We start from the raw sequence: 18,935 nt of genomic DNA on the forward strand, positions 1-18,935 counted from the left end.
GTAAACGAGGCGAAAGTGAGCGTCCGAGGTGCACGAGTGGAGGCGTTTCGGACGCTCACCTACGCATTTCGCCAGCAGGTGTCGAGGGCTGCTCTAATCACATGGGGCGCGGTTCTGCTGCTGGTTCCCGTAATGGGCTTTTTGGGCACAGGCAACACGGCATTCCGCGACGGCCTCGATGTGTTCTCTTCGGTGATGACGAGCCCGGCCATGCTGGTGTTCCCGCTGCTCGTGCTCTTCGCCAGTGGGTTGCCGCTGCTCGCAGAGACGCAAAACCGTTTCGCATACCAGCAGGCCTACAGGTCGGGGCGCGGGCTGTTTGTGACCTCGAGGCTGCTGGCGGCCGGTGTGATGAGCTTCGCCTTCTGGGCGCTGCTGACATTCGGGGTGTTCGTCGCAGCGTTCTACCTGTGGGAACCCGTGAGCGGGCTTCGCTTCATGCCTGAGGTGTACAACGAAGTCGTGCCGGCCCAGCAGAGGGTCACGTACTCGCAGTGGCTTGTCGGCGGTGAGCTGGCCTACGGATTGCAGTATTCGGCGCTGGTCGGCGCCGCGGCTGGTCTGATCGCTGTTCTGACTGCGTCTGCGATCCTGCTGATTCCGAATCCGTTTGCGGCATCGACGATCGTCACCGCGCTGTACTTCGTGCAGTCGATCACGGCGGCGCTCGCGGATACACCTTGGACGAGCATCACCTATGCCATCTTCCCGTTCGGCCTTGTGCAAGTACCCATAGCAGCCACCGCCTTGCCGTGGCTGTCACTTCTCGGCCTCTCGATTGCCGCGGTCGTCTTCGTCGAGGTGAGCCGCGCATCCATGCGATCGCTGCAATGACGCTGTTGCGCGGTGCCATCGGATGCTGGGTGCTGCTCTGCACTTTTGGGTACACGCTGTTCGGATCATTGGTGATCGGTGCTTCGCCGTCTGCATCAGCGGTCTCGCTGCCGCAGGCTATGAGCGACCTGCACCTGACGCTGTTCGGCATGGTGCCTGCATGGGTCATCCTGCTGGGCGCCGAGGCAGACGCAGGCGCAGACGACCAGCGTCTAGTGCGATTCGGCTCGCGGTCACGAGCACTGATGGCTGAATCGCCCAGGCTGGTGCTGACTGGTCTGTGCCTTGCGCTGCTCATGACTGCGGGAGCGGCTGCCGGGCTTGCTGTGGCGACGGGTCGGGTCACCGCAGACCTCTTGGAGCTCGGCTACGTGACGATGACCCAGACATTCGCGTTCGCTGCAGTTGCCATGATCATGCGGCTCGCGGCGCTGCTTGTGGTCGCGAGGGTCCGCGCCGACGTTTGGGCCGGCATCGGACTGTGGTTCGTGAGCGTTGTCATGATCCTGGGTGTCTCCGAAGCCGCGTGGTGGTCGCCTGTGGGCATCATCGTCGCAAAGTTCACGGACGACGGTCCTGACCTCTCAGCTCCTGGAGTCTCTACCTGCATCGGTGCGGTGGTCGTCGCATCCGCCGCGATCCGTGACCGCTGGGAGGTGCACCGATGGCTCCTGCGCTGACCCCTCGCCTCTCGTGGACGATGATGCTGGTCGTATTCCTGCTCATTGCGGGCGGCGAGCTGTACGGAGCCATGCAGCAGCTCGAATGGCCGCTGCATCTGACGGGGCAGGTGCAGCTGCTGGTTCCTCGGCTGGCAAGCCTCGCTTGGGAGCTGCTCTATGTGTACTGGTTTCTGGCGAGGCTCACCGAAGCCGATCGCGGCAGACGCGCCCTTGAGCTGACCCGCCATGGGTCAACAGTGAGGTGGCTGTCAGTCACGATGTTGCGAGAGCTGCCGTACGCTGCCGCCTTCGCGTTCGGGTCAGGAGCCTTGGCTGTATTGCTGCGGAGACTGATGAGCGGCGAATGGGGCGGTGCGCATGCCGCGGCGGCACTGGTCGGCTCGAGCCTCGGACTCCTGCAGGTGCTGGTCGACGTGGTGCTGGTCATGACCGCAGTCGCTCTGCTTCGATGGGAGCACACGGCAGTTCTCCTGCTGGCCGGTGTCGCCCTGCTCGGTTTCCTCCGCCTGCAGCTGCCGACCCCCTTTCAGAACTTCGGTGTCGCGCTGCCTCCGGCGGTCGTGCCGACCATCCTCGTGCTGATCGCGCTCGGCGCGGCCATGATCCTCATTCTCACCATGTACGGAAAGCGAGCAGACGTTGACTGACACCGTTGTTGAACTTGCAGATGTGACCAAGAAGCTGGGGCACCACGAGGTGCTGCGCGGCGCGTCGATAGCTGTCAAGCGTGCGACCTCCTATGCCATCGTCGGCGCCAATGGCAGCGGAAAATCCGTGCTGCTTCGGCACCTGTGCGGCCTCATGCTCCCATCGGGCGGAACTGTGAGGTTCGCGCCCGAGTTCATGGGCGGAGGCCGGAGGTTTCCCGACAGATTCGGGGTCATGATCGATGGTCCGGCTTACGTTGCCGGATTCAGCGCCATGAAGAACCTCACGGCTCTTGCCGCCATCCGCAAGCGTGCCTCGAAGGCGGACTGCGCGAAGATGCTCGAGCAGCTGGGGCTTGACGCCAGCAGTCGCAAAGCGGCACGAACATTCTCGCTCGGGATGAAGCAGAAGCTCGGCTTGGCCCAAGCGATGATCGAGCAGCCCGAAGTGCTGATTCTCGATGAGCCCTTCAATGCCCTCGACGCTGAGAGCGTGCAGATGCTGACTGCGTTGCTCGATGAGTTCCGAGCCGGCGGCGGAACTGTCGTGTTCACGAGCCACCGCGGAGAAGACATCGACGCGATCGCCGACGAAGTGCACGAGCTCGACGGTGGGGCGCTCACGAAGGCGTGACTGGCATGTCAGACCTGCGCCGTACAGTGGAGCCATGCTGAAGCTCACGCTCTACTCGAAGCCCGACTGCCACCTGTGCGAAGAGGCTCGCGACAGCATCGATGCGGTCGTGGCCGAGTTCGAAAGTCGCGTCGCGATCGACGAGATCGACATCACGACCGACCCGCAGCTGCAGCGCCAGTACGGCGAAGAGATTCCTGTGGTGTTCGTCGGCGAACGACGACACAGCCAGTGGCACGTCGACGCAGGCCGCCTGCGCGACCGAATCCGCGCATCCCTCGACGAGAACAGCTGATGCCCCAGATCAAGCACGAGGTGTACGTGCCGGTCCCGCCCGACGTCGCGTTTGCCGTGTCGCAGACGACCGGCGAGGTGCGACTGCGCTGGGACCCGTTTGTGAAGGTGCAGCATCTGCTTGACGGTGCCGAGCGGCCGGGCAAGGGCGTGCGAACCTTCACGAAGTCGCGCGAAGGGCTTCGGATGGTCTCGAAGTACGTCTCGTACAACCCGCCCACCAACGTCGGCATGACGATGCTGAAAGGGCCGTGGTTTCTGCAGACCTTCGGCGGCGGCTGGCGGTTCGCGCCCGAGGGCGACGGCACGCGCGCGGTCTGGAAGTACACGTTCACCGTCAAGCCCGCTTGGCTGCGGCGCATCGCCGACCCGATCGGAACCCGCATGCTCGGGCGCGACATCGAGCAGCGCATCACTGCGTTCGCTGCGGCATGCCGCGACCCCGAAGTGCTCGCCGCCGTGCGCGAATGAGGTTGGTGGCATGATCTAGGTATGGATCACGATGCCAACGACGCCCTCCACCCAGACACGCTCGCGGTGCACGCAGGCCGTGCCGACCTCGAAGAGCTCGGCGTGCACGCGCTGCCGATCGACCTCTCGACGACGAACCCGCTGACCGACATCGACAGCGGCGGTGAATCGTACGAGCGGCTCGCTGGCGGAGGCTCGCTCGCTGAAGGCGCATCTCCGGTCTATCAGCGGCTCTGGAACCCCACCACCGCCCGCTACGAAGAAGCACTGGCGACACTCGAGGGCGCGGATGCGGCGGTCGCCTTCTCGTCGGGAATGGCAGCCATCACGGCGGTCATCATGGCCGCTGCGCAAGAGGGCAAGCGTCACGTCGTGGCTCTGCGCCCGATCTACGGCGGCACCGACTACATCCTCGCCAAGCAGCTGCTCGGCACGACCACGACCTACGTCACGAGCGTTGACGAGATCAGCGCGGCGATCACCGACGAGACCGGCATCGTCATCGCCGAGACGCCCGCGAACCCCACACTCGAGCTGACGAGCCTCGACGAGCTCGTGGCGGCAGCTGGCTCGGTGCCGCTCGCGATCGACAACACCTTCGCGACTCCTGTGCTGCAGCAGCCCCTCAGCCACGGAGCAGCCTTCTCGATCCACTCGGCGACCAAGTACATCGGCGGCCACGGAGACGTGCTGGGCGGCATCGTCGCAACTGACGACGCCTGGGCGACGCGCATCCGCGGAATCCGTGCACTGACCGGCGCACTGTCGCACCCCCTCGCCTCGTACCTCTCGCACCGCGGCCTCTCGACGCTTCCGCTGCGAGTGCGGCAGCAGCAGGCGAACGCGCAGGCGCTCGCGGATGCGCTGGTCGCCATGCCCGGCGTCGAGAAGGTCATGTACCCCGGGCTCGCAGAGTGCGACCCCAAGGGTCTCGTGGGCACACAGATGTCAGGACCGGGCTCGATGATGGCCATAGACGTCGGCTCGTTCGAGCGCGCGGCTCACGTGGCCCAGTCGACCAAGCTCTTCACCCACGCGGTGTCGCTCGGCGGCGTAGACAGCCTGGTGCAGCACCCGGCCTCGCTCACCCACCGCCCGGTCGCCGCAGAGGCCAAGCCGAACGCCGGCGTGCTGCGGCTCTCGATCGGGCTCGAGAACGCTGACGATCTGATCGCCGACCTGCGTCAGGCGCTCGCCAGCGCGTAGTCGCAAGATGGAAAAGTCCCGCTGAGATGGCATCTCAACGGGACTTTTCCATCTCGCGGGCGCCTGAAGCTCACTGCAGACGGTCGAGCAGCACCGAGACGTGGCTGCGGTCAGGATCCTTGGCGGCAGTCAGCAGCGTGACGGTCTTGTGCGACTTGAGGTCATCGACGAAGTCGTCGTAGTCATCTGAGTCGTCGAGCTCGCTGTTGTAGTCGCGCTTGAACGACCGATAGTCGTCGTCAGAGTGAAAGCGCTTGCGCAGCTTGCTCGAGGGGGCGATCTCCTTCGGCCAGGCGTCGACGCCGGCGTCTTCCTTCTTGATGCCGCGCGGCCAGATGCGGTCGACCAGCACGCGGTGCCCGTCAGCCTTGGCAGCGTCGTCGTAGATGCGCTTCGTGCGGAACTCAGTCATGCCCCCATCATGCCAACGCAAGGAGATTCACGCAGGTGAAGCGCATGCCTTCACCTGCGCAAACCTCCTTGCGCGCCCGCGCAGAAGCACGGCCAGATGGAAAAGTCCCGCCGAGATGCCATCTCGGCGGGACTTTTCCATCTGGCGGTGGCGCGGCGGTCCAAGCCCCGCGGATGCGCTACGGCTGCAGGCGCGTCGGCCCGCGGAACAGGAAGGTAGTCTCGCGGATCGTGCCCTGCTGCAGCATCAGCATCATGACGCGGGCGAGGCCCATGCCGAATCCGCCGTGCGTGGGCACTCCGTAGCGGAAGAAGTCGAGGTACTCCTCGAGCTCAGCGGGCTCGAGCCCCTTCTCGACAGCCTGCTTCTCGAGCACGTCGACGCGGTGCTCGCGCTGGGCTCCGGTCGAGATCTCGACGCCGCCGAAGATGAGGTCATACGACTTGGTCACTGCCTCGTCGGCCTCGTCACGCATGTGGTAATACGGGCGCACCGTCGACGGGAACTCGGTCACGAACACGAAGTCGTGGCCCTGGGTCTCCTTGACGTGTGCGGCGATCTGACGCTCTGCCTCGGGGTCGAGGTCGCCGTCGGTGCGCTCGATCGTGTGGCCGCGGTCGGCGACGATCTGCTTCACCTCGGCGTGCGAGATGCGCGGGAACGGCAGCGCCGGAACCTGCAGGTCGATCTCGAAGACCTCGCGGATCTCGTCGCCGTGCTTCTCGACCACTGCGGCGAAGGCTGCGTGCAGCAGCTCTTCGTGCATCTTCATGACGTCTTCGTGCGAGTCGATCCATGAGATCTCAGCGTCGATCGACGTGAACTCGGTCGCGTGGCGCGAGGTGAACGAGGGGTCGGCGCGGAACGCGGGCCCGACCTCGAAGACCTTGCCGAAGCCGGCTGCCTGCGCCATCTGCTTGAACAGCTGCGGCGACTGCGCGAGGTAGGCGGTCGTGTCGAAGTAGGGCACCTCGAACAGCTCGGCGCGCGACTCAGAGGCCGAGGCCATGAGCTTGGGCGTGTGGATCTCGGTGAAGCCGTTGTCGACCCAGTACGTGCGCATCGCGTGCAGCATCGTCGTCTGCAGCTTGAACATGAGGCGGCCGCGCTGGCTGCGCAGGTCGATGAAGCGCCAGTCCTGACGCTTGTCGATGCCGGTCTCGGAGTCGATGGGCAGCTCAGCCGCGGTCGAGACGACCTTGAGCGAGCCGACCTTGACCTCGAGTCCGCCGAGCTTGACGCGCTCGTCGTGCTTGAGCTCGCCCTCGACCTCGATGAACGAGCCGTGGGTGAGGGCCGAGATCGACGCCGCCGTCTCGGCAGTGTCGTCGTTCACGGGGTTCACGAGCTGCGCAGAGCCCGACTCGTCGCGCAGGATCACGAACTGCACGCGCTTCTGGTCGCGGACTACCTCGACCCATCCCGAAACCGAGACGGTTCCGTCGGCGTGGGCGGCGAGGTCGTTGATGAGAGTTCTTGAAGTCACCCGCACAGTCTACTTGCGCTGATCGCGGCCGACGCGAACCGAGGCGCGAATCAGAGCCCACACCGACACGGCGAGCAGCACGAAACCGAGGCCCAGCACGCTCCAGACGAGCCACGCATCCGACCCCTGCGCCGCCAGCACGATCGGCGTGCACAGCACCGCCATCGTGACCAGGCTGCCGAACATGAACCAGTTGGGCGCATGCGTGAAGAGCTTCGCGTAGACGACCGCGAGCACCAGTAGGAAGAGCCCGGCCAGCCACACGAGCACGATGAGGCTGAGGGAGTCCATGCCCTCAAGAATAGGCGTCAGTCCCAGTTCATAGACTCGCACCGTAGAATCGAATCCATGCCCGCTACTCGCCTGCATCTGGTGCGCCATGGAGAAGTGCACAATCCCGACGGCATTCTGTACGGGCGCATTCCCGGCTACCGGCTCTCAGAGCGCGGTGAGCGCATGGCCCAGGTCAGCGCGGAGTCGATGACGGATGCGCCGATCGTGCGGCTGTACGCGTCGCCTCTTGAGCGCGCCCAGCAGTCGGCGCAGCCCTGGAGCGAGCAGTTCGGGCTTGAGGCCAAGACCGAGACTCGCATCATCGAGCCCTGGAACAAGTTCGAGGGCGGCAAGTTCGACCTCAAGGGAGCCCTGCTGAAGCCGAGCAGGTGGCACCTGATCCGCAATCCGTTCGAGCCCAGCTGGGGCGAGGCCTACGACGCGATCGCGCAGCGTGTGATCGCCGCGATGGAAGACGCCTGGGACGAACTCGACGAGTCGGGCGAGACCGGCGAGATCGTGATGGTCTGCCACCAGTCGCCGATCTGGATGGCGCACCTCGCGATCGCAGGCCAGCGGCTCTGGCACGACCCGCGCACGAGACGGTGCGATCTCTCGTCGATCACGTCGTTCGAGCGCAGAGACGGCCGCTTTGCTGAGGTCGCCTACGCAGACCCGGCGGCCAACATCGACCGCATTGACACAGGAGCCGTGTGATGACTCGCAGGATGCGCACTTGCCGCATGAACACACTCAGGGCGCTCGGGCTCGCGGCCACGGCACTCGTGCTCGCCGGCTGCGCCTCGGATGACGGCGTCGCGGGCAGCGTCGGCGACGCTGGCTACGTGTCGGGCGACGGGTTCGTGACCGAGATCGCAGCCGGAGACCGCGGCGAGGCCATGGAGTTCGGCGGCGAGACCGTCGACGGCGACGCGTGGACCACGAGCGAGAACGCAGGCGTCACGGTCGTCAACTTCTGGTACGCGGCATGCCCGCCGTGCCGCGTCGAGGCACCGGTGCTCGTAGACCTGCACGAGGAGTACGGCGGCGACGTCAGCTTCGTGGGCGTCAACGTGCGCGACGGCGCAGCCCAGGCGGAGTCGTTCGACGAGACGTTCGGCATCGAGTACCCGTCGATCCTCGACGCACAGGATGCCGCGGTGCAGCGTGCGTTCTCGGGCCAGATCGCGCCGAACGCGGTGCCGACTACGATCATCCTCGACGCAGAGGGCCGCATCGCAGCCCGCATCTCGGGCGCTGTGAGCGACACCTCGATCATCTCGACACTGCTCGACGAGGAGCTCGCTCGCCAGTGACCATCCGCACAGTTGCTGTCCGCACAGCGACAACCAGCACAGTGGCAATCAGCACAGCGGCAGAGGCTGCGCGGTGACCGGCGTCATCGAGACCATGCTGCAGGGGCCGCTTGCGCTCGCCCTGCTCGTCGCGCTCGCCGCAGGCCTGGTCTCGTTCATCTCTCCGTGCATCCTGCCCCTCGTCCCGGGATACCTCGGTCTGCTCGGATCACTCGGAGGGTCGGCGGATGCAGGGTCGCCCGGCAGCGCATCCAGCGGTTCGTCAGGCATGGGCCGCACGGTTGCAGGTGTTGCTCTGTTCGTCCTCGGATTCACGCTCGTGTTCGTCGTCATGAACGCCGTGGTCGGCGGTGTCGGCAGCTTCTTCATCCAGTACCGCGACATCGTGCTGCGCGTGCTGGGTGTCGTGCTGATCGCGGCCGGCCTCGTGTTCGTCGGCCGCGTCTCGTTTCTGCAGCAGATCTGGAAGCCCAAGGTGAGCGCCGCATCCGGAATGTGGACTGCTCCGCTCATCGGCGCCGCCTTCGCGATCGGCTGGACGCCCTGCGCCGGCCCCGTGCTCGCTGCGATCGGCACGCTCTCCATCACCTCGGGCTCGGCCTGGCAGGGGGCCCTCTTCGGGCTCATGTACGGCCTCGGCCTCGGGATTCCCTTCATGCTCATGGCGCTCGGCTTCGGCTGGGCCGCCAAGAGCGCATCCTGGCTCAAGCGCCACATGCGCCTCATCAACATCGCAGGAGGCGTCGCGCTCATTGCGATCGGCCTCGCGATGGTGACCGGCCTGTGGATGCTGCTCATGGACCACCTAGCGATCTGGATCGGCAGTGTCACGACCATCCTCTAATGCAGACCCGCTGCGGCCGGACGACTTCGTCGACGCCGAGTCAGCGAAGCGGCCCGCTCCGGCGCCGAAGAACCCCGAGCTGGGGTTCATGGGCTGGGTGCGCTTCGTGTGGCGACAGCTCACCAGCATGCGCACGGCGATCGTGCTGCTCATCATGCTCGCGATGGCCGCGATCCCCGGGTCGCTCGTGCCGCAGGAGTCCAGCGACCCCAACGGCGTCATCCAGGTGCGCGAAGAGAACCCTGGCCTGCTGTGGTTCTACGACGCGTTCCAGCTGCACCACGTGTTCGAGAGCTACTGGTTCTCGGCGATCTACCTGCTGCTGTTCATCTCGCTCATCGGCTGCATCCTGCCGCGCACGAAGCACCACCTGAAGGCGCTGCGCACGCCTCCGCCGAAGATCCCGGCCCGCCTCAGCAGGCTCAAGGGCTACACCGTGGTGCCCGGCGACGCCGATGACGTCGACCGCGCCCAGAAGACCCTGAAGAAGCTCGGCTACCGCACGCGCCTCTACGAAGGCGGCGTCTCGGCCGAGCGCGGCTACCTGCGCGAGACGGGCAACCTGGTCTTCCACGTGGCGATGCTCGTGCTGCTGGTCGCCGTCGCGGTGGGCGGCAGCCTCGGCTACAAGGGCCAGCGGCTCGTGTTCGAGGGCTACTCGTACGCCAACACGCTCTCGAGCTGGGATCTCTTCCAGCCCGGCCGGTTCTTCTCTGCCGACTCGCTGCCCGACTTCTCGCTCACGCTCAACGAGCTCGACGTCGTGTACGAGATGGAGAACAAAGAGGCGTTCGGCCAGCCGACCGACTTCACCGGCTACGTGACCGTGACCGACGAAGACGGCTCGCACGACGAGATCATCAAGGTCAACCAGCCGCTCAACGTGCAGGGCGCCGACCTGTTCCTGCTCTCGAACGGCTACGCGCCGGTCGTGACGGTGCGCGACGACGCGGGCGAGGTGGTGTTCCAAGAGCCGGTGCCGTTCCTGTCGCAGGACGAGATGAACACGAGCCTCGGCGTGATCAAGCTGCCCGACGGCCTCGACGAGCAGGTCGGCATGCGCGGCTTCTTCTACCCGAGCGCGGTGCCGCTCGACACCGGCGCGTACGCATCGGGGTATCCCGACCTCTGGAACCCCCTCATGACCATGCAGGTCTACACGGGCGACCTCGGGCTCGACGACGGAGCCCCGAGCAACGTCTACGTGCTCGACACCGATGGCATGACACAGGTCGCAGGCGGCGACTCCGACACGGCGTCGCTCGAGCTCGCGATCGGCGAGACAGCCGAGCTGCCCGACGGCCTCGGCACCATCTCGCTCGACGAGGTCGTGCGCTACGCGGTCATCGACATCCAGTCAGACCCGATGAACAAGACCGTGCTCGTCACGGCGATCGTGCTGATCACCGGCCTCATCACCGCGCTGCTCGTGCCGAGGCGCCGCGTCTGGGTGAAGGTGACGCCGAAGGGCCTCGAAGTCGCAGGCCTCGCACGCGGCGAAGACCCGACGCTCGAGAAGGCAGTCGAAGACGTGGCAGATCGGCTTCGCGAAGGCTCAGCCGACCAGGCTGACGCCCCCGATTCGCCGAAAGACGATTCATAGCATTCGCAGATAGGTTGAACAGGTGGAATTCGAAACGATCTCTCGGCTGCTGATCTTCTCAGCGATCGTCGTGTACGCACTCGCGTTCGTGATCTACGCCTTCGACATCGTCAGCCACGGCTCGAGCGCGAAGGCCGCACCGGCGCGCGCGAACCGACGCGAGCTCGTCACAGCGGGGGCGGATGCCGCAGGCGGCCAGTCGCAGAACGTCTCAGCAGACGAGTCCACACCGGTCATCTCACAGGCTGCCCCAGCGAACGCACCCCGACGAAAGCGCCGCAACTGGCTGCGCGCAGGATTCTCGATCACCGTCATCGGCTGGGTGCTGCACGTCGCAGGCACCGTGCTTCGCGGCGTCGCCGCCGAGCGCGTGCCGTGGGCCAACATGTACGAGTTCGCGCTCACGGGCATCGCGCTCGCGGTCGGCGTCTTCGTGTTCGCGCAGCTGTGGCGCGACGTGCGCTTCCTCGGCGTCTACATCATGGGCATGGCGACGCTGTTCCTCGGCGGCGCCGCGTCGAACTACTACGTCGAGATCACGCCGCTGCCGCCTGCTCTGCAGTCGCCGTGGCTCGTCATCCACGTGTTCGTGGCGACGCTCGCGTGCGGGTTCCTGGCGATCTCGTCGGGCCTCAGCATCGTGCAGCTCATCCGCCAGCGGGCGAAGCGCAGCGGCTTCATCGCCTCGCTGCCGAACGCCGACTCGCTCGAGAACACCTCGTACCGCCTCGCGGTCGTCGGCTTCATCCTCTGGACCTTCACGCTCATGGCCGGCGCCATCTGGGCGCACGCAGCGTGGGGCCGCTACTGGGGCTGGGACACCAAAGAGGTCTGGACCTTCATCATCTGGGTCGTCTACGCCGGCTATCTGCACGCTCGTGCGACGCGCGGCTGGCGAGGCACCGCATCCGCCGTGCTGAACCTGATCGGCTTCGCCGCCATCCTGTTCAACTTCGTGATCGTCAACACGTACTTCACGGGCCTGCACGCCTACTCGGGGCTGTAGCTCAGACGGCCTGCGCGAGCGGCCAGCAGTCGATCAGCCGCTGGCGCCAGTGCTGCTGGCGCTCGTCGGCTGCCGCGAACTCGTCGAGCAGTCCTTCGTCGACCTCCGGCTGCGTCACGGGCAGCACAGCGGCGTCGCCGTCCCATTCGGGCAGCAGCCGGCGTCGCACCACGTCGCCGCCGAGCAGCGCGCCGGTGCTGAGGCCGCAGTCGTAGTCGAGCGAGGGCAGGCGGGCCGCCAGCTGCACGCCCGCGGCCAGGCCGACGCTGGTGTCGAGGGCGCTCGAGACGACTGCGGGCAGGCCAGAGGCGACCACGGTGTCGAGGGCCGCAGAGACTCCGCCGAGCGGCTGGACCTTGACGACGACGATGTCTGCTGCGCCCATCCGCGCGACTCGCAAGGGGTCTTCGGCCTTGCGAACGCTCTCGTCGGCAGCGATTGGAATTCGGTCGAAGCGCGTGCGCAGCGTGACGAGGTCGTGCAGCTGCGCGACCGGCTGCTCGGCGTACTCGAGGCCGAACGGCTCGAGGGTGCGCAGCGCGGTCTCGGCCTGGTCGAGATCCCAGCCGCCGTTCGCGTCGATGCGGATGCGCGCCTCGGGAAACCGCTCGCGCACGGCACGCACGCGGGCGACGTCGTCGTCGAGGCGCTGCCCGCGCTCGGCCACCTTGATCTTGACGGTGCGCCAGCGGCCGTACCGCTCGAGCACCTGCACGGCCTGGTCGGCGGGCACGGCAGGCAGCGTCGCGTTGACGGGCACGCGGTCGCGAAGGGGAGCGGATGGGGTGTCGAACGTCGTCAGCGCCGCCCGCAGCCATCGAGATGCCTCGGGGGCCTCGTACTCGAGAAACGGGCTCCACTCGACCCAGCGGTCGCCGATCGGAAGCAGAGCCGCCTCGCGCTCAGTGATGCCCCTGAATCGCACGGTCATGGGCAGCGAGACGACGCGCATGCCGGCCAGGAGGGACTCCAGCGAGACAGCGGCCGAGCCATCGGCATTCGGCTGAGATTCAGGCATCTTTCAGGCGACCTCCACGCGCAGTTTGACAGACTGAGGACCATGACGCTTCATCCGCAGAACGGCACACCCGGCTTCGTCCCCGCACCCAACGGTAGCCCAGGGGCGGCCCCTGGCCAGCCGCAGCCGATGCCTCGCCCAGGCATGCAGCCCGGCATGCAGCCAGCCGGCCCCGCTCTGCTCAAGGACGGCGTCTCGTCCGGGCCGACTGCCGGATCAGACGACGTGCCGTGGGTCGTGGGCACGCGCCTGGCACCCGACCAGAAGGTGCGCAAGTCAATCGTCTGGGGCATCGCCGCGATGGCGCTCACGCTGCTGCACCTGATCGTGGCCGGCATCGGCTACGGCGCGATGGTCAACCAGGGCGACCCGCAGGTGTTCTTCTCGATCATGCCGTGGTGGGGCATCTGCACGCTCGCGCTGCTGGCCTCGATCGTGGGCTGCTTCGTCAAGCGCGGCGCCCTCAACATCATCGCCGGAGTCATCGCGACGCTGACCATCGTGATCTCGAACCCGGCGCTCCCGCTCGCGCTGATCGTCCTCGTCGCCTGAGGCCGGGTGCCAGTGAAAAGCCCCGTGTCAGTCGAGGTCGCTAGGCTGATGCTGTGAGCGTTTCTGATCTGTTCGACCCGTCCGTCTGGGTGCCTGCACCGCACTCTGAGGCATTCACCGACATCACCGCGCACCGCTCCCACGACGGCGCCATCGCCCGCATCGCGTTCAACCGCCCAGAGGTGCGCAACGCGTTCCGGCCGCACACGGTCGACGAGCTCTACGCGGCGCTCGAAGACGCGCGCACCGACCCGCGCGTGGGCGTCGTGCTGCTGACCGGCAACGGCCCGAGCGCGAAAGACGGCGGCTGGGCGTTCTGCTCCGGCGGCGACCAGCGCGTGCGCGGCAAAGACGGCTACAAGTACCAAGACGGCACAGCAGACTCGTCTCCCATCGCCTCGGCGCGCGCGGGCCGCCTGCACATCCTCGAGGTGCAGCGACTCATTCGCTTCATGCCCAAGGTCGTCATCGCAGTGGTCCCCGGATGGGCGGCTGGCGGCGGTCACTCGCTGCACGTCGTCTGCGACCTCACGATCGCGAGTCGCGAGCACGGCAAGTTCAAGCAGACCGACGCCGACGTCGGCTCGTTCGACGCCGGCTACGGCAGCGCGTACATGGCGCGGCAGACCGGCCAGAAGTTCGCGCGCGAGGTGTTCTTCCTCGCCCGTGAGTACTCTGCCGACCGAGCCCTCGCTGCCGGGGCGATCAACGCATCCGTTCCCCACGAAGAGCTCGAGGCGACCGCGGTCGAATGGGCGCGCGAGATCCTCACGAAGAGCCCGACCGCGATCCGCATGCTGAAGTACGCGTTCAACGCCGTCGACGACGGCCTCGTCGGCCAGCAGATCTTCGCGGGCGAGGCCACCAGGCTCGCCTACGGCACCGACGAAGCCGCAGAGGGCCGCGACGCGTTCCTTGGCAAGCGCGACCCCGACTGGTCCGACCACCCCTGGCGGTTCTGATGGGCATCATCGTCGAGACCTCAGGATCATCGAGCGCACCCAAGCGGGTGCAGCTCTCTGACGAGGCGACCCAGGCGTCGACTGATGCTGCCAACGAGCGGCTCGGGGGCCCTGGCCAGTGGGTGCTGTCGCTTCCAGAGCAGTTCATCGCAGCCAAGAACGTGCAGTGGCGCAATGCGGCCAGCGGCGCAGACCTCATCCGCACCTCTGGCTCGTTCACGGCTGAGGCGTTCGTCGAGGCCGCACAGCAGCTCACGCACGAGCGTCGCTACACCTCGCTCGTGCCCACGCAGCTCGCCCGCCTCGTCGATGCCGCAGAGCTCGACCGCTCGTTCATCGCGCCAATCCGCCGCTTCGATCGCATCCTGCTGGGCGGGCAGCGCGCGCCCGTCGGTCTCATCGAGCGCGCATCGATGATCGGCTGGAGCGTCACCCGCACATACGGCGCCACCGAGACCTGCGGCGGCTGCGTCTGGGACGGCCGGCCACTCGGCGACATGAAGATTCGCATCACCGACCAGATCGAGGTCTCGGGCCCGTCGCTGGCCGACGGCTACGTCGACAACGAAGCGCTGACCGAGTCGCGGTTCTACCACGACGCCGCAGGCACGCGCTGGTATCGCACCGGCGACGCAGGCTCGCTCATCGGCGGGCAGCTGCAGATCTCAGGCCGCATCGACGACGTCATCATCTCTGGCGGACTCAAGATCTCGCTCGCTGCCATCGAGCACGTCGTGCAGGTGTTCGCGTCGGATGCCGTGGTCGTCTCGACGCCCGACGACAAGTGGGGAGAGGTGCCGGTGGTCGTCACCACCACGCGCCCCTCCATCGACGAGCTTCGCGCTGCAGTCGGCAACGCCCTCGGCAAGGCGGCCAGGCCCAATCACGTCGTCACGGTCTCGGTCATCCCGACCACGCACACGGGCAAGCCCGATCGCAAGAAGCTGAAGCGTCTCGTCGCCTCGCGCACAGCCCAGCGTCCGCGTCGCCGCCTGTTCGGCTGACGGGTAGCCTTGGTGGCTATGGCAAAGCAGAGACGAAGCAGCACGAGGGCGGGGCGCGACGCCGCGGCAAGGCGCAGCGGCAACCCCGCAAAGCGCAACGCTGTGATCGAGGGCACCCACAGGGTCACAGCCGGCGACTGGATCGCTGGCGCACGCCTTCGCACCCTCGGCATGGCGGTCGGAACCGTGGCCGCCGGAAGCGGCATCGCCGCATACTCGCAGGTGTTCTCGCTGCCCATCGGGCTGCTCTGCCTGGCGCTCGCGCTCTTCCTGCAGATCGGCGTCAACTTCGCCAACGACTACTCCGACGGCATTCGCGGCACTGACGAGCAGCGCACGGGGCCCTCGCGACTCACGGGCTCGGGCAAGGCCGAAGCCAAGACCGTGCGCAATGTGGCGCTGACGTTCCTCGCCCTCGGCGCAGCGGCCGGCCTGGCGATCGTGCTCATCACGCAGCTGTGGTGGCTGCTCGCAGTCGGCGTCGTCGCGATCCTGGCGGCCTGGTTCTACACGGGCGGCAAGCGTCCCTACGGCTACATGGCCCTCGGCGAAGTCGTCTCGTTCGTGTTCTTCGGTCCGGTGCCGGTCGTCGGCACGGTCTACGCGATGAGCGGCGGAACCATCAGCGAAGACGCGATCTACGTCGGGCTCGCGATGGGCTCATTCGCGGCTGCCTCGATGCTGGTCAACAACATCCGCGACATCGACAGCGACCGCGCCGTCGGCAAGCGCACGCTCGCGACCCTCGTGGGGCGCACGTTCTCGCGCGTGCTCTACGGTCTGCTGATGCTGCTGCCGTTCACCGTCGTCGGCATCTACTCGCTCGTGCTCATGCACGGGGCATGGGTGATGCTCGTCATGCTCATCGCGCTGCCCGCCGTCGTCATCGTGGGCATGGGCAATCGCACCAAAGACTTCATCCTCGGCCTCTCGCTCTCAGGCATCAGCGCACTGCTGGTCGGAGTCGGCTTCGGCCTGGCCTTCTGGGGCGGCGTGACGGGCTTCAACAACCCGTACCTGTAGGCAGCGGCTACGCGCGGTCCTGGTCGTCGGCGCTTTCGCCGTCGTCTGCGCCGTCGTTCTCAACCGTGCTGTCGTGCTCACCAGCGACGTCGGCTGCGTCCTCTGACGCGGCTTCGTCAGCCTCTTCGGGGTGTGACTCGGCAGTCAGCGCGTCTTCGCTGGCCTCGTCTTCGCCGCGCACTGCGCCGGTCTCGTTCTCGCGACTCTTGCGCTTCTCGGCCGCCCGCTGCATCGCCTCGTCGAGCTCGCGCTTCTGCTTGCCGAAGAAGATGTAGGCCGCGCAGAACGCGAACACGAGGGCGATGCCGCCCGAGAGCAGCGGGTTCCAGCCCACTGCGACCAGCAGGCCGAACGGCACGATGAACAGCGCCATGCGGATGGCGGCGTACTTCAGAAAGGCAGACACTGCACCCATTCTAATTCGCCCGCGAGGTCCTTGCGGCACTGCGCAGTTCAGCCATCAGCGCACCCGCACCTGCCCGCTCACGGCGAACGGTACCCTGGATGCATGCCCAGGATTCTGCTAGGTGGCGCGCTGATCGCTCTTGTGGCGCTCGTGTACGCCCTCTTCGACCTGAGCTTCACCGATCGCAGCCGCATTCGCCGGCTGAATCGCCCGCTCTGGTTTCTGATCGTGATCGTGCTGCCCATCGTGGGCCCGCTGCTGTGGGTCATGTGGGGCAAGCGGTCTGCGAGCGCAGCGGCAGAGGCGCCCGTTCGTGGCGATGACGACCCTCGGTTCGGCTCGAGCGCACCTGCGATCAGCACAGAAGAGACCGACCAGCGCATTCGCGAGATCGAAGAGCAGCTTGAGGCGCTCGAGGCAGAAGAGGCCGCCGAGCGCGAGCGTCTTGCGGCCGAGTCGCCGGAGTCAGACGAGCCGGATGCACGGCACGACGAAGAAGCGCCGGCTGCGGCAGACGAGGCGGCCGAGGCTGATGCCGCCGCCGACACTGACGACGACGCGCAGCGAACCGACCGCGGCAATGGCGGCCAGCTCGGTGCCTGACGCGGGCCAGCACTACAGCGCCGGCCAGTACTCCGCTCGACTGATCGCAGCGCTGATCGCCTGCGGCGTCACCGATCTCGTGGTCTGCCCCGGGTCTCGCTCGCAGGCCCTTGCGCTCGCCGCGGCTGCGCAGGAACGCGCTGGGCGCATCCGTCTGCACGTGCGCATCGACGAGCGCTCGGCCGCATTCTTCGCGCTGGGCCTGGCCCGCGAGACGGGGGTTCCGGCGCCGGTCGTCGTGACCAGCGGCACCGCCGTCGCAAACCTCGTGCCAGCGGTGCTCGAAGCGCACCACTCGGATGTTCCGATGCTGCTGCTGACCGCCGACCGTCCGGCTGAGCTGCAGGGCGTGCGCGCCAACCAGACGACCGACCAGGCGACGCTGTTCAGCGGCATCGTGCGCGCTGCACGCACGATCGAGGCCGATGCCCTCACCCGGCCCGACCACGATGCCCGTGCCGCTTTCGCCGCCGCGATCGGCGCATCCGCCGACCACGTCACCGACCAAGACGCAGACCCGGGCCCCGTGCAGCTCAACGTGCGCCTGCGCGAACCGCTCTCAGATGCCGACATGCTCGCCGAGCCGCCGACGCTCGAGGCTCCGCGGCGTGACGAGCTGCCAGAGATCGCCGTCGCGCCGAAGCCGGGCACCGTCGTGCTTGCCGGGGCTGACGCGCTGCGTGACGGCCAAGACCCGAATCTGCTCGCCCAGCGGCTGTCGGTGCCGCTCATCGCAGAGCCCTCGAGCGGTGCTCGCCTCGGCCGCGAGTGCGTGAGTGTGCAGCTGCTCGAGACCGAGCTCGCGGCAGAGGTGCGCCGCGTGATCGTGTTCGGGCATCCCACGCTGTCGCGCTCCACGGCACGCCTGCTGGCGACTGCCGACGAGGTGCTGGTGGCCGCGCGCGCGGGCGAGAACCTGCCGGGCACGCCGCTGCGAGGGCGCCTGACCGCCGCCAGCACCGAGACCGACCGCTCGTGGCTCGGGCGATGGGTCGTCTCCGACCGCAAGGCGCGCGAGGCCGCTGAAGAGCCGCTCTCGATCGAGGGCCTGAACCGCCGCGAACTCGCCAAAGAGGGGCTGCGGCAGGCACGCAGGCCGGTCGACCGCGAGACCCTCGTGCGCAGCGTGTGGGAGCACACGTGGCCCCACGACCGGCTCGTGCTCGGGGCATCGCGACTCATCCGGGTGCTCGACCGCACGGTCACGGGCAAGGCGATCACGGTGCACTCCAACCGCGGCCTCGCCGGCATCGACGGCACCATCGCGACCGGGCTCGGCGTCGCAGCGGCGCTCGACCGCTCGGCGCGCGGCGGTGTGACGCGCATCCTCGTCGGCGACATCACCGCGCTGCACGACGCCGCATCGCTGCTGGTGAACCCGGCAGAGCAGCGGCCGCGCGTGCAGATCGTGATCGGCGACGACGGCGGCGGCACGATCTTCGACGACCTCGAGGTGCGGCAGAGCGCCGACGAGGCAGACTTCACGCGCGTGCTCACGACGCCGGTGCGAGCAGACTTCAAGGGCCTCGCCGAGGCATACGGATGGGCGCACGTGCTCGTGACAGACAGGGCCGGTCTCGAGCGGGCGCTGACCGAGAAGAGCACCTGCGTCATCGAAGTGAGACTGCACGAGGAGCCCTCAGGAGATTAGGGTGGGT

At 67.2% G+C, this 18,935-nt stretch carries 23 protein-coding genes; 18 read left to right on the forward strand and 5 right to left on the reverse strand.

Annotation, left to right across the window (positions count from 1 at the left end; translation table 11 throughout):
- Window positions 1–15: 15 nt before the first annotated feature.
- The 7 genes from CZ674_RS10230 to CZ674_RS10260 are packed head-to-tail and all read left to right on the forward strand — an operon-like array spanning window position 16 to window position 4,769.
- Window positions 16–834, forward strand: a complete 819-nt coding sequence (locus tag CZ674_RS10230) for a hypothetical protein (protein WP_143244716.1) — start codon at window positions 16–18, stop codon at window positions 832–834.
- Entirely contained in the window at window positions 831–1,514 is a 684-nt protein-coding gene (locus CZ674_RS10235) for a hypothetical protein (RefSeq protein WP_086992423.1), read from the forward strand. The genes CZ674_RS10230 and CZ674_RS10235 overlap by 4 nt, the downstream gene beginning before the upstream one ends.
- A complete protein-coding gene (locus CZ674_RS10240) occupies window positions 1,499–2,164 on the forward strand; it encodes a hypothetical protein (protein ID WP_086992424.1) in 666 nt (221 codons plus the stop codon). Before CZ674_RS10235 ends, CZ674_RS10240 begins: the two co-directional genes overlap by 16 nt.
- Before the next feature lie 22 nt (window positions 2,165–2,186).
- Window positions 2,187–2,798 (forward strand): ATP-binding cassette domain-containing protein, encoded by a 612-nt coding sequence (locus CZ674_RS10245; RefSeq protein ID WP_159456960.1) that lies wholly within the window; start codon window positions 2,187–2,189, stop codon window positions 2,796–2,798.
- A 34-nt stretch (window positions 2,799–2,832) separates the two neighbouring features.
- A complete protein-coding gene (locus tag CZ674_RS10250; protein WP_086992426.1) occupies window positions 2,833–3,093 on the forward strand; it encodes a glutaredoxin family protein in 261 nt (86 codons plus the stop codon).
- On the forward strand, window positions 3,093–3,563 hold the full coding sequence (locus CZ674_RS10255; RefSeq protein ID WP_086992427.1) for an SRPBCC family protein: 471 nt from the start codon (window positions 3,093–3,095) through the stop codon (window positions 3,561–3,563). Before CZ674_RS10250 ends, CZ674_RS10255 begins: the two co-directional genes overlap by 1 nt.
- A gap of 21 nt (window positions 3,564–3,584) precedes the next feature.
- Complete coding sequence (locus CZ674_RS10260) at window positions 3,585–4,769, forward strand: trans-sulfuration enzyme family protein (protein ID WP_086992428.1); 1,185 nt, start codon at window positions 3,585–3,587, stop codon at window positions 4,767–4,769.
- A 70-nt stretch (window positions 4,770–4,839) separates the two neighbouring features.
- Here CZ674_RS10260 and CZ674_RS10265 read toward each other — a convergent pair whose 3' ends face one another.
- From CZ674_RS10265 to CZ674_RS10275, 3 genes are all read right to left on the reverse strand, one after another.
- Window positions 4,840–5,181 carry a DUF488 domain-containing protein gene (locus tag CZ674_RS10265; RefSeq protein WP_086992429.1) on the reverse strand — a complete coding sequence of 114 codons (342 nt, stop codon included), beginning with the start codon at window positions 5,179–5,181 and terminating at the stop codon, window positions 4,840–4,842.
- 178 nt (window positions 5,182–5,359) lie between these two features.
- Window positions 5,360–6,667 (reverse strand): aspartate--tRNA(Asn) ligase, encoded by a 1,308-nt coding sequence (aspS, locus tag CZ674_RS10270; protein ID WP_086992430.1) that lies wholly within the window; start codon window positions 6,665–6,667, stop codon window positions 5,360–5,362.
- A gap of 9 nt (window positions 6,668–6,676) precedes the next feature.
- Window positions 6,677–6,958, reverse strand: coding sequence for a hypothetical protein (locus CZ674_RS10275; RefSeq protein WP_086992431.1), 282 nt, complete (start codon window positions 6,956–6,958; stop codon window positions 6,677–6,679).
- 57 nt (window positions 6,959–7,015) lie between these two features.
- Here CZ674_RS10275 and CZ674_RS10280 point away from each other — a divergent pair, with 57 nt between their 5' ends.
- The 5 genes from CZ674_RS10280 to ccsB all read left to right on the forward strand — a co-directional run bounded on the left by CZ674_RS10280 (window position 7,016) and on the right by ccsB (window position 11,709).
- Window positions 7,016–7,657 (forward strand): histidine phosphatase family protein, encoded by a 642-nt coding sequence (locus CZ674_RS10280; RefSeq protein ID WP_086992432.1) that lies wholly within the window; start codon window positions 7,016–7,018, stop codon window positions 7,655–7,657.
- 26 nt (window positions 7,658–7,683) lie between these two features.
- The gene (locus tag CZ674_RS10285) at window positions 7,684–8,256 is read left to right on the forward strand and encodes a TlpA family protein disulfide reductase (RefSeq protein ID WP_234988551.1); all 573 of its coding nucleotides are present in this window, start codon (window positions 7,684–7,686) and stop codon (window positions 8,254–8,256) included.
- A gap of 73 nt (window positions 8,257–8,329) precedes the next feature.
- Entirely contained in the window at window positions 8,330–9,100 is a 771-nt protein-coding gene (locus tag CZ674_RS10290; RefSeq protein ID WP_327078622.1) for a cytochrome c biogenesis CcdA family protein, read from the forward strand.
- The gene (gene resB, locus CZ674_RS10295) at window positions 9,081–10,703 is read left to right on the forward strand and encodes a cytochrome c biogenesis protein ResB (protein ID WP_234988552.1); all 1,623 of its coding nucleotides are present in this window, start codon (window positions 9,081–9,083) and stop codon (window positions 10,701–10,703) included. Before CZ674_RS10290 ends, resB begins: the two co-directional genes overlap by 20 nt.
- A 22-nt stretch (window positions 10,704–10,725) precedes the next feature.
- The gene (gene ccsB, locus CZ674_RS10300) at window positions 10,726–11,709 is read left to right on the forward strand and encodes a c-type cytochrome biogenesis protein CcsB (RefSeq protein ID WP_234988553.1); all 984 of its coding nucleotides are present in this window, start codon (window positions 10,726–10,728) and stop codon (window positions 11,707–11,709) included.
- Between the two features lies 1 nt (window position 11,710).
- On the opposite strand, the gene CZ674_RS10305 is transcribed toward ccsB, so the two are convergent.
- Window positions 11,711–12,727, reverse strand: coding sequence for an o-succinylbenzoate synthase (locus CZ674_RS10305; protein ID WP_086992433.1), 1,017 nt, complete (start codon window positions 12,725–12,727; stop codon window positions 11,711–11,713).
- A gap of 42 nt (window positions 12,728–12,769) precedes the next feature.
- Between CZ674_RS10305 and CZ674_RS10310 the strand changes: the two genes are divergently transcribed.
- The 4 genes from CZ674_RS10310 to CZ674_RS10325 are packed head-to-tail and all read left to right on the forward strand — an operon-like array spanning window position 12,770 to window position 16,268.
- A complete protein-coding gene (locus CZ674_RS10310; RefSeq protein WP_143244717.1) occupies window positions 12,770–13,279 on the forward strand; it encodes a hypothetical protein in 510 nt (169 codons plus the stop codon).
- Between the two features lie 53 nt (window positions 13,280–13,332).
- Window positions 13,333–14,241, forward strand: a complete 909-nt coding sequence (locus tag CZ674_RS10315) for a 1,4-dihydroxy-2-naphthoyl-CoA synthase (protein WP_086992435.1) — start codon at window positions 13,333–13,335, stop codon at window positions 14,239–14,241.
- Window positions 14,241–15,245, forward strand: a complete 1,005-nt coding sequence (locus CZ674_RS10320; RefSeq protein ID WP_086992436.1) for an AMP-binding protein — start codon at window positions 14,241–14,243, stop codon at window positions 15,243–15,245. The genes CZ674_RS10315 and CZ674_RS10320 overlap by 1 nt, the downstream gene beginning before the upstream one ends.
- Window positions 15,246–15,263: 18 nt before the next feature.
- Window positions 15,264–16,268 (forward strand): 1,4-dihydroxy-2-naphthoate polyprenyltransferase, encoded by a 1,005-nt coding sequence (locus CZ674_RS10325; RefSeq protein ID WP_086992437.1) that lies wholly within the window; start codon window positions 15,264–15,266, stop codon window positions 16,266–16,268.
- Between the two features lie 7 nt (window positions 16,269–16,275).
- Here CZ674_RS10325 and CZ674_RS10330 read toward each other — a convergent pair whose 3' ends face one another.
- Complete coding sequence (locus tag CZ674_RS10330; protein WP_159456961.1) at window positions 16,276–16,674, reverse strand: DUF4229 domain-containing protein; 399 nt, start codon at window positions 16,672–16,674, stop codon at window positions 16,276–16,278.
- Between the two features lie 102 nt (window positions 16,675–16,776).
- Between CZ674_RS10330 and CZ674_RS10335 the strand changes: the two genes are divergently transcribed.
- Window positions 16,777–17,277, forward strand: a complete 501-nt coding sequence (locus CZ674_RS10335) for a PLD nuclease N-terminal domain-containing protein (protein ID WP_086992439.1) — start codon at window positions 16,777–16,779, stop codon at window positions 17,275–17,277.
- Window positions 17,207–18,928, forward strand: a complete 1,722-nt coding sequence (gene menD, locus CZ674_RS10340; RefSeq protein ID WP_234988554.1) for a 2-succinyl-5-enolpyruvyl-6-hydroxy-3-cyclohexene-1-carboxylic-acid synthase — start codon at window positions 17,207–17,209, stop codon at window positions 18,926–18,928. The genes CZ674_RS10335 and menD overlap by 71 nt, the downstream gene beginning before the upstream one ends.
- Window positions 18,929–18,935 lie beyond the last annotated feature (7 nt).

The sequence above is a fragment of the Agrococcus casei LMG 22410 genome (assembly GCF_900163565.1).
Classification (GTDB): domain Bacteria; phylum Actinomycetota; class Actinomycetes; order Actinomycetales; family Microbacteriaceae; genus Agrococcus; species Agrococcus casei.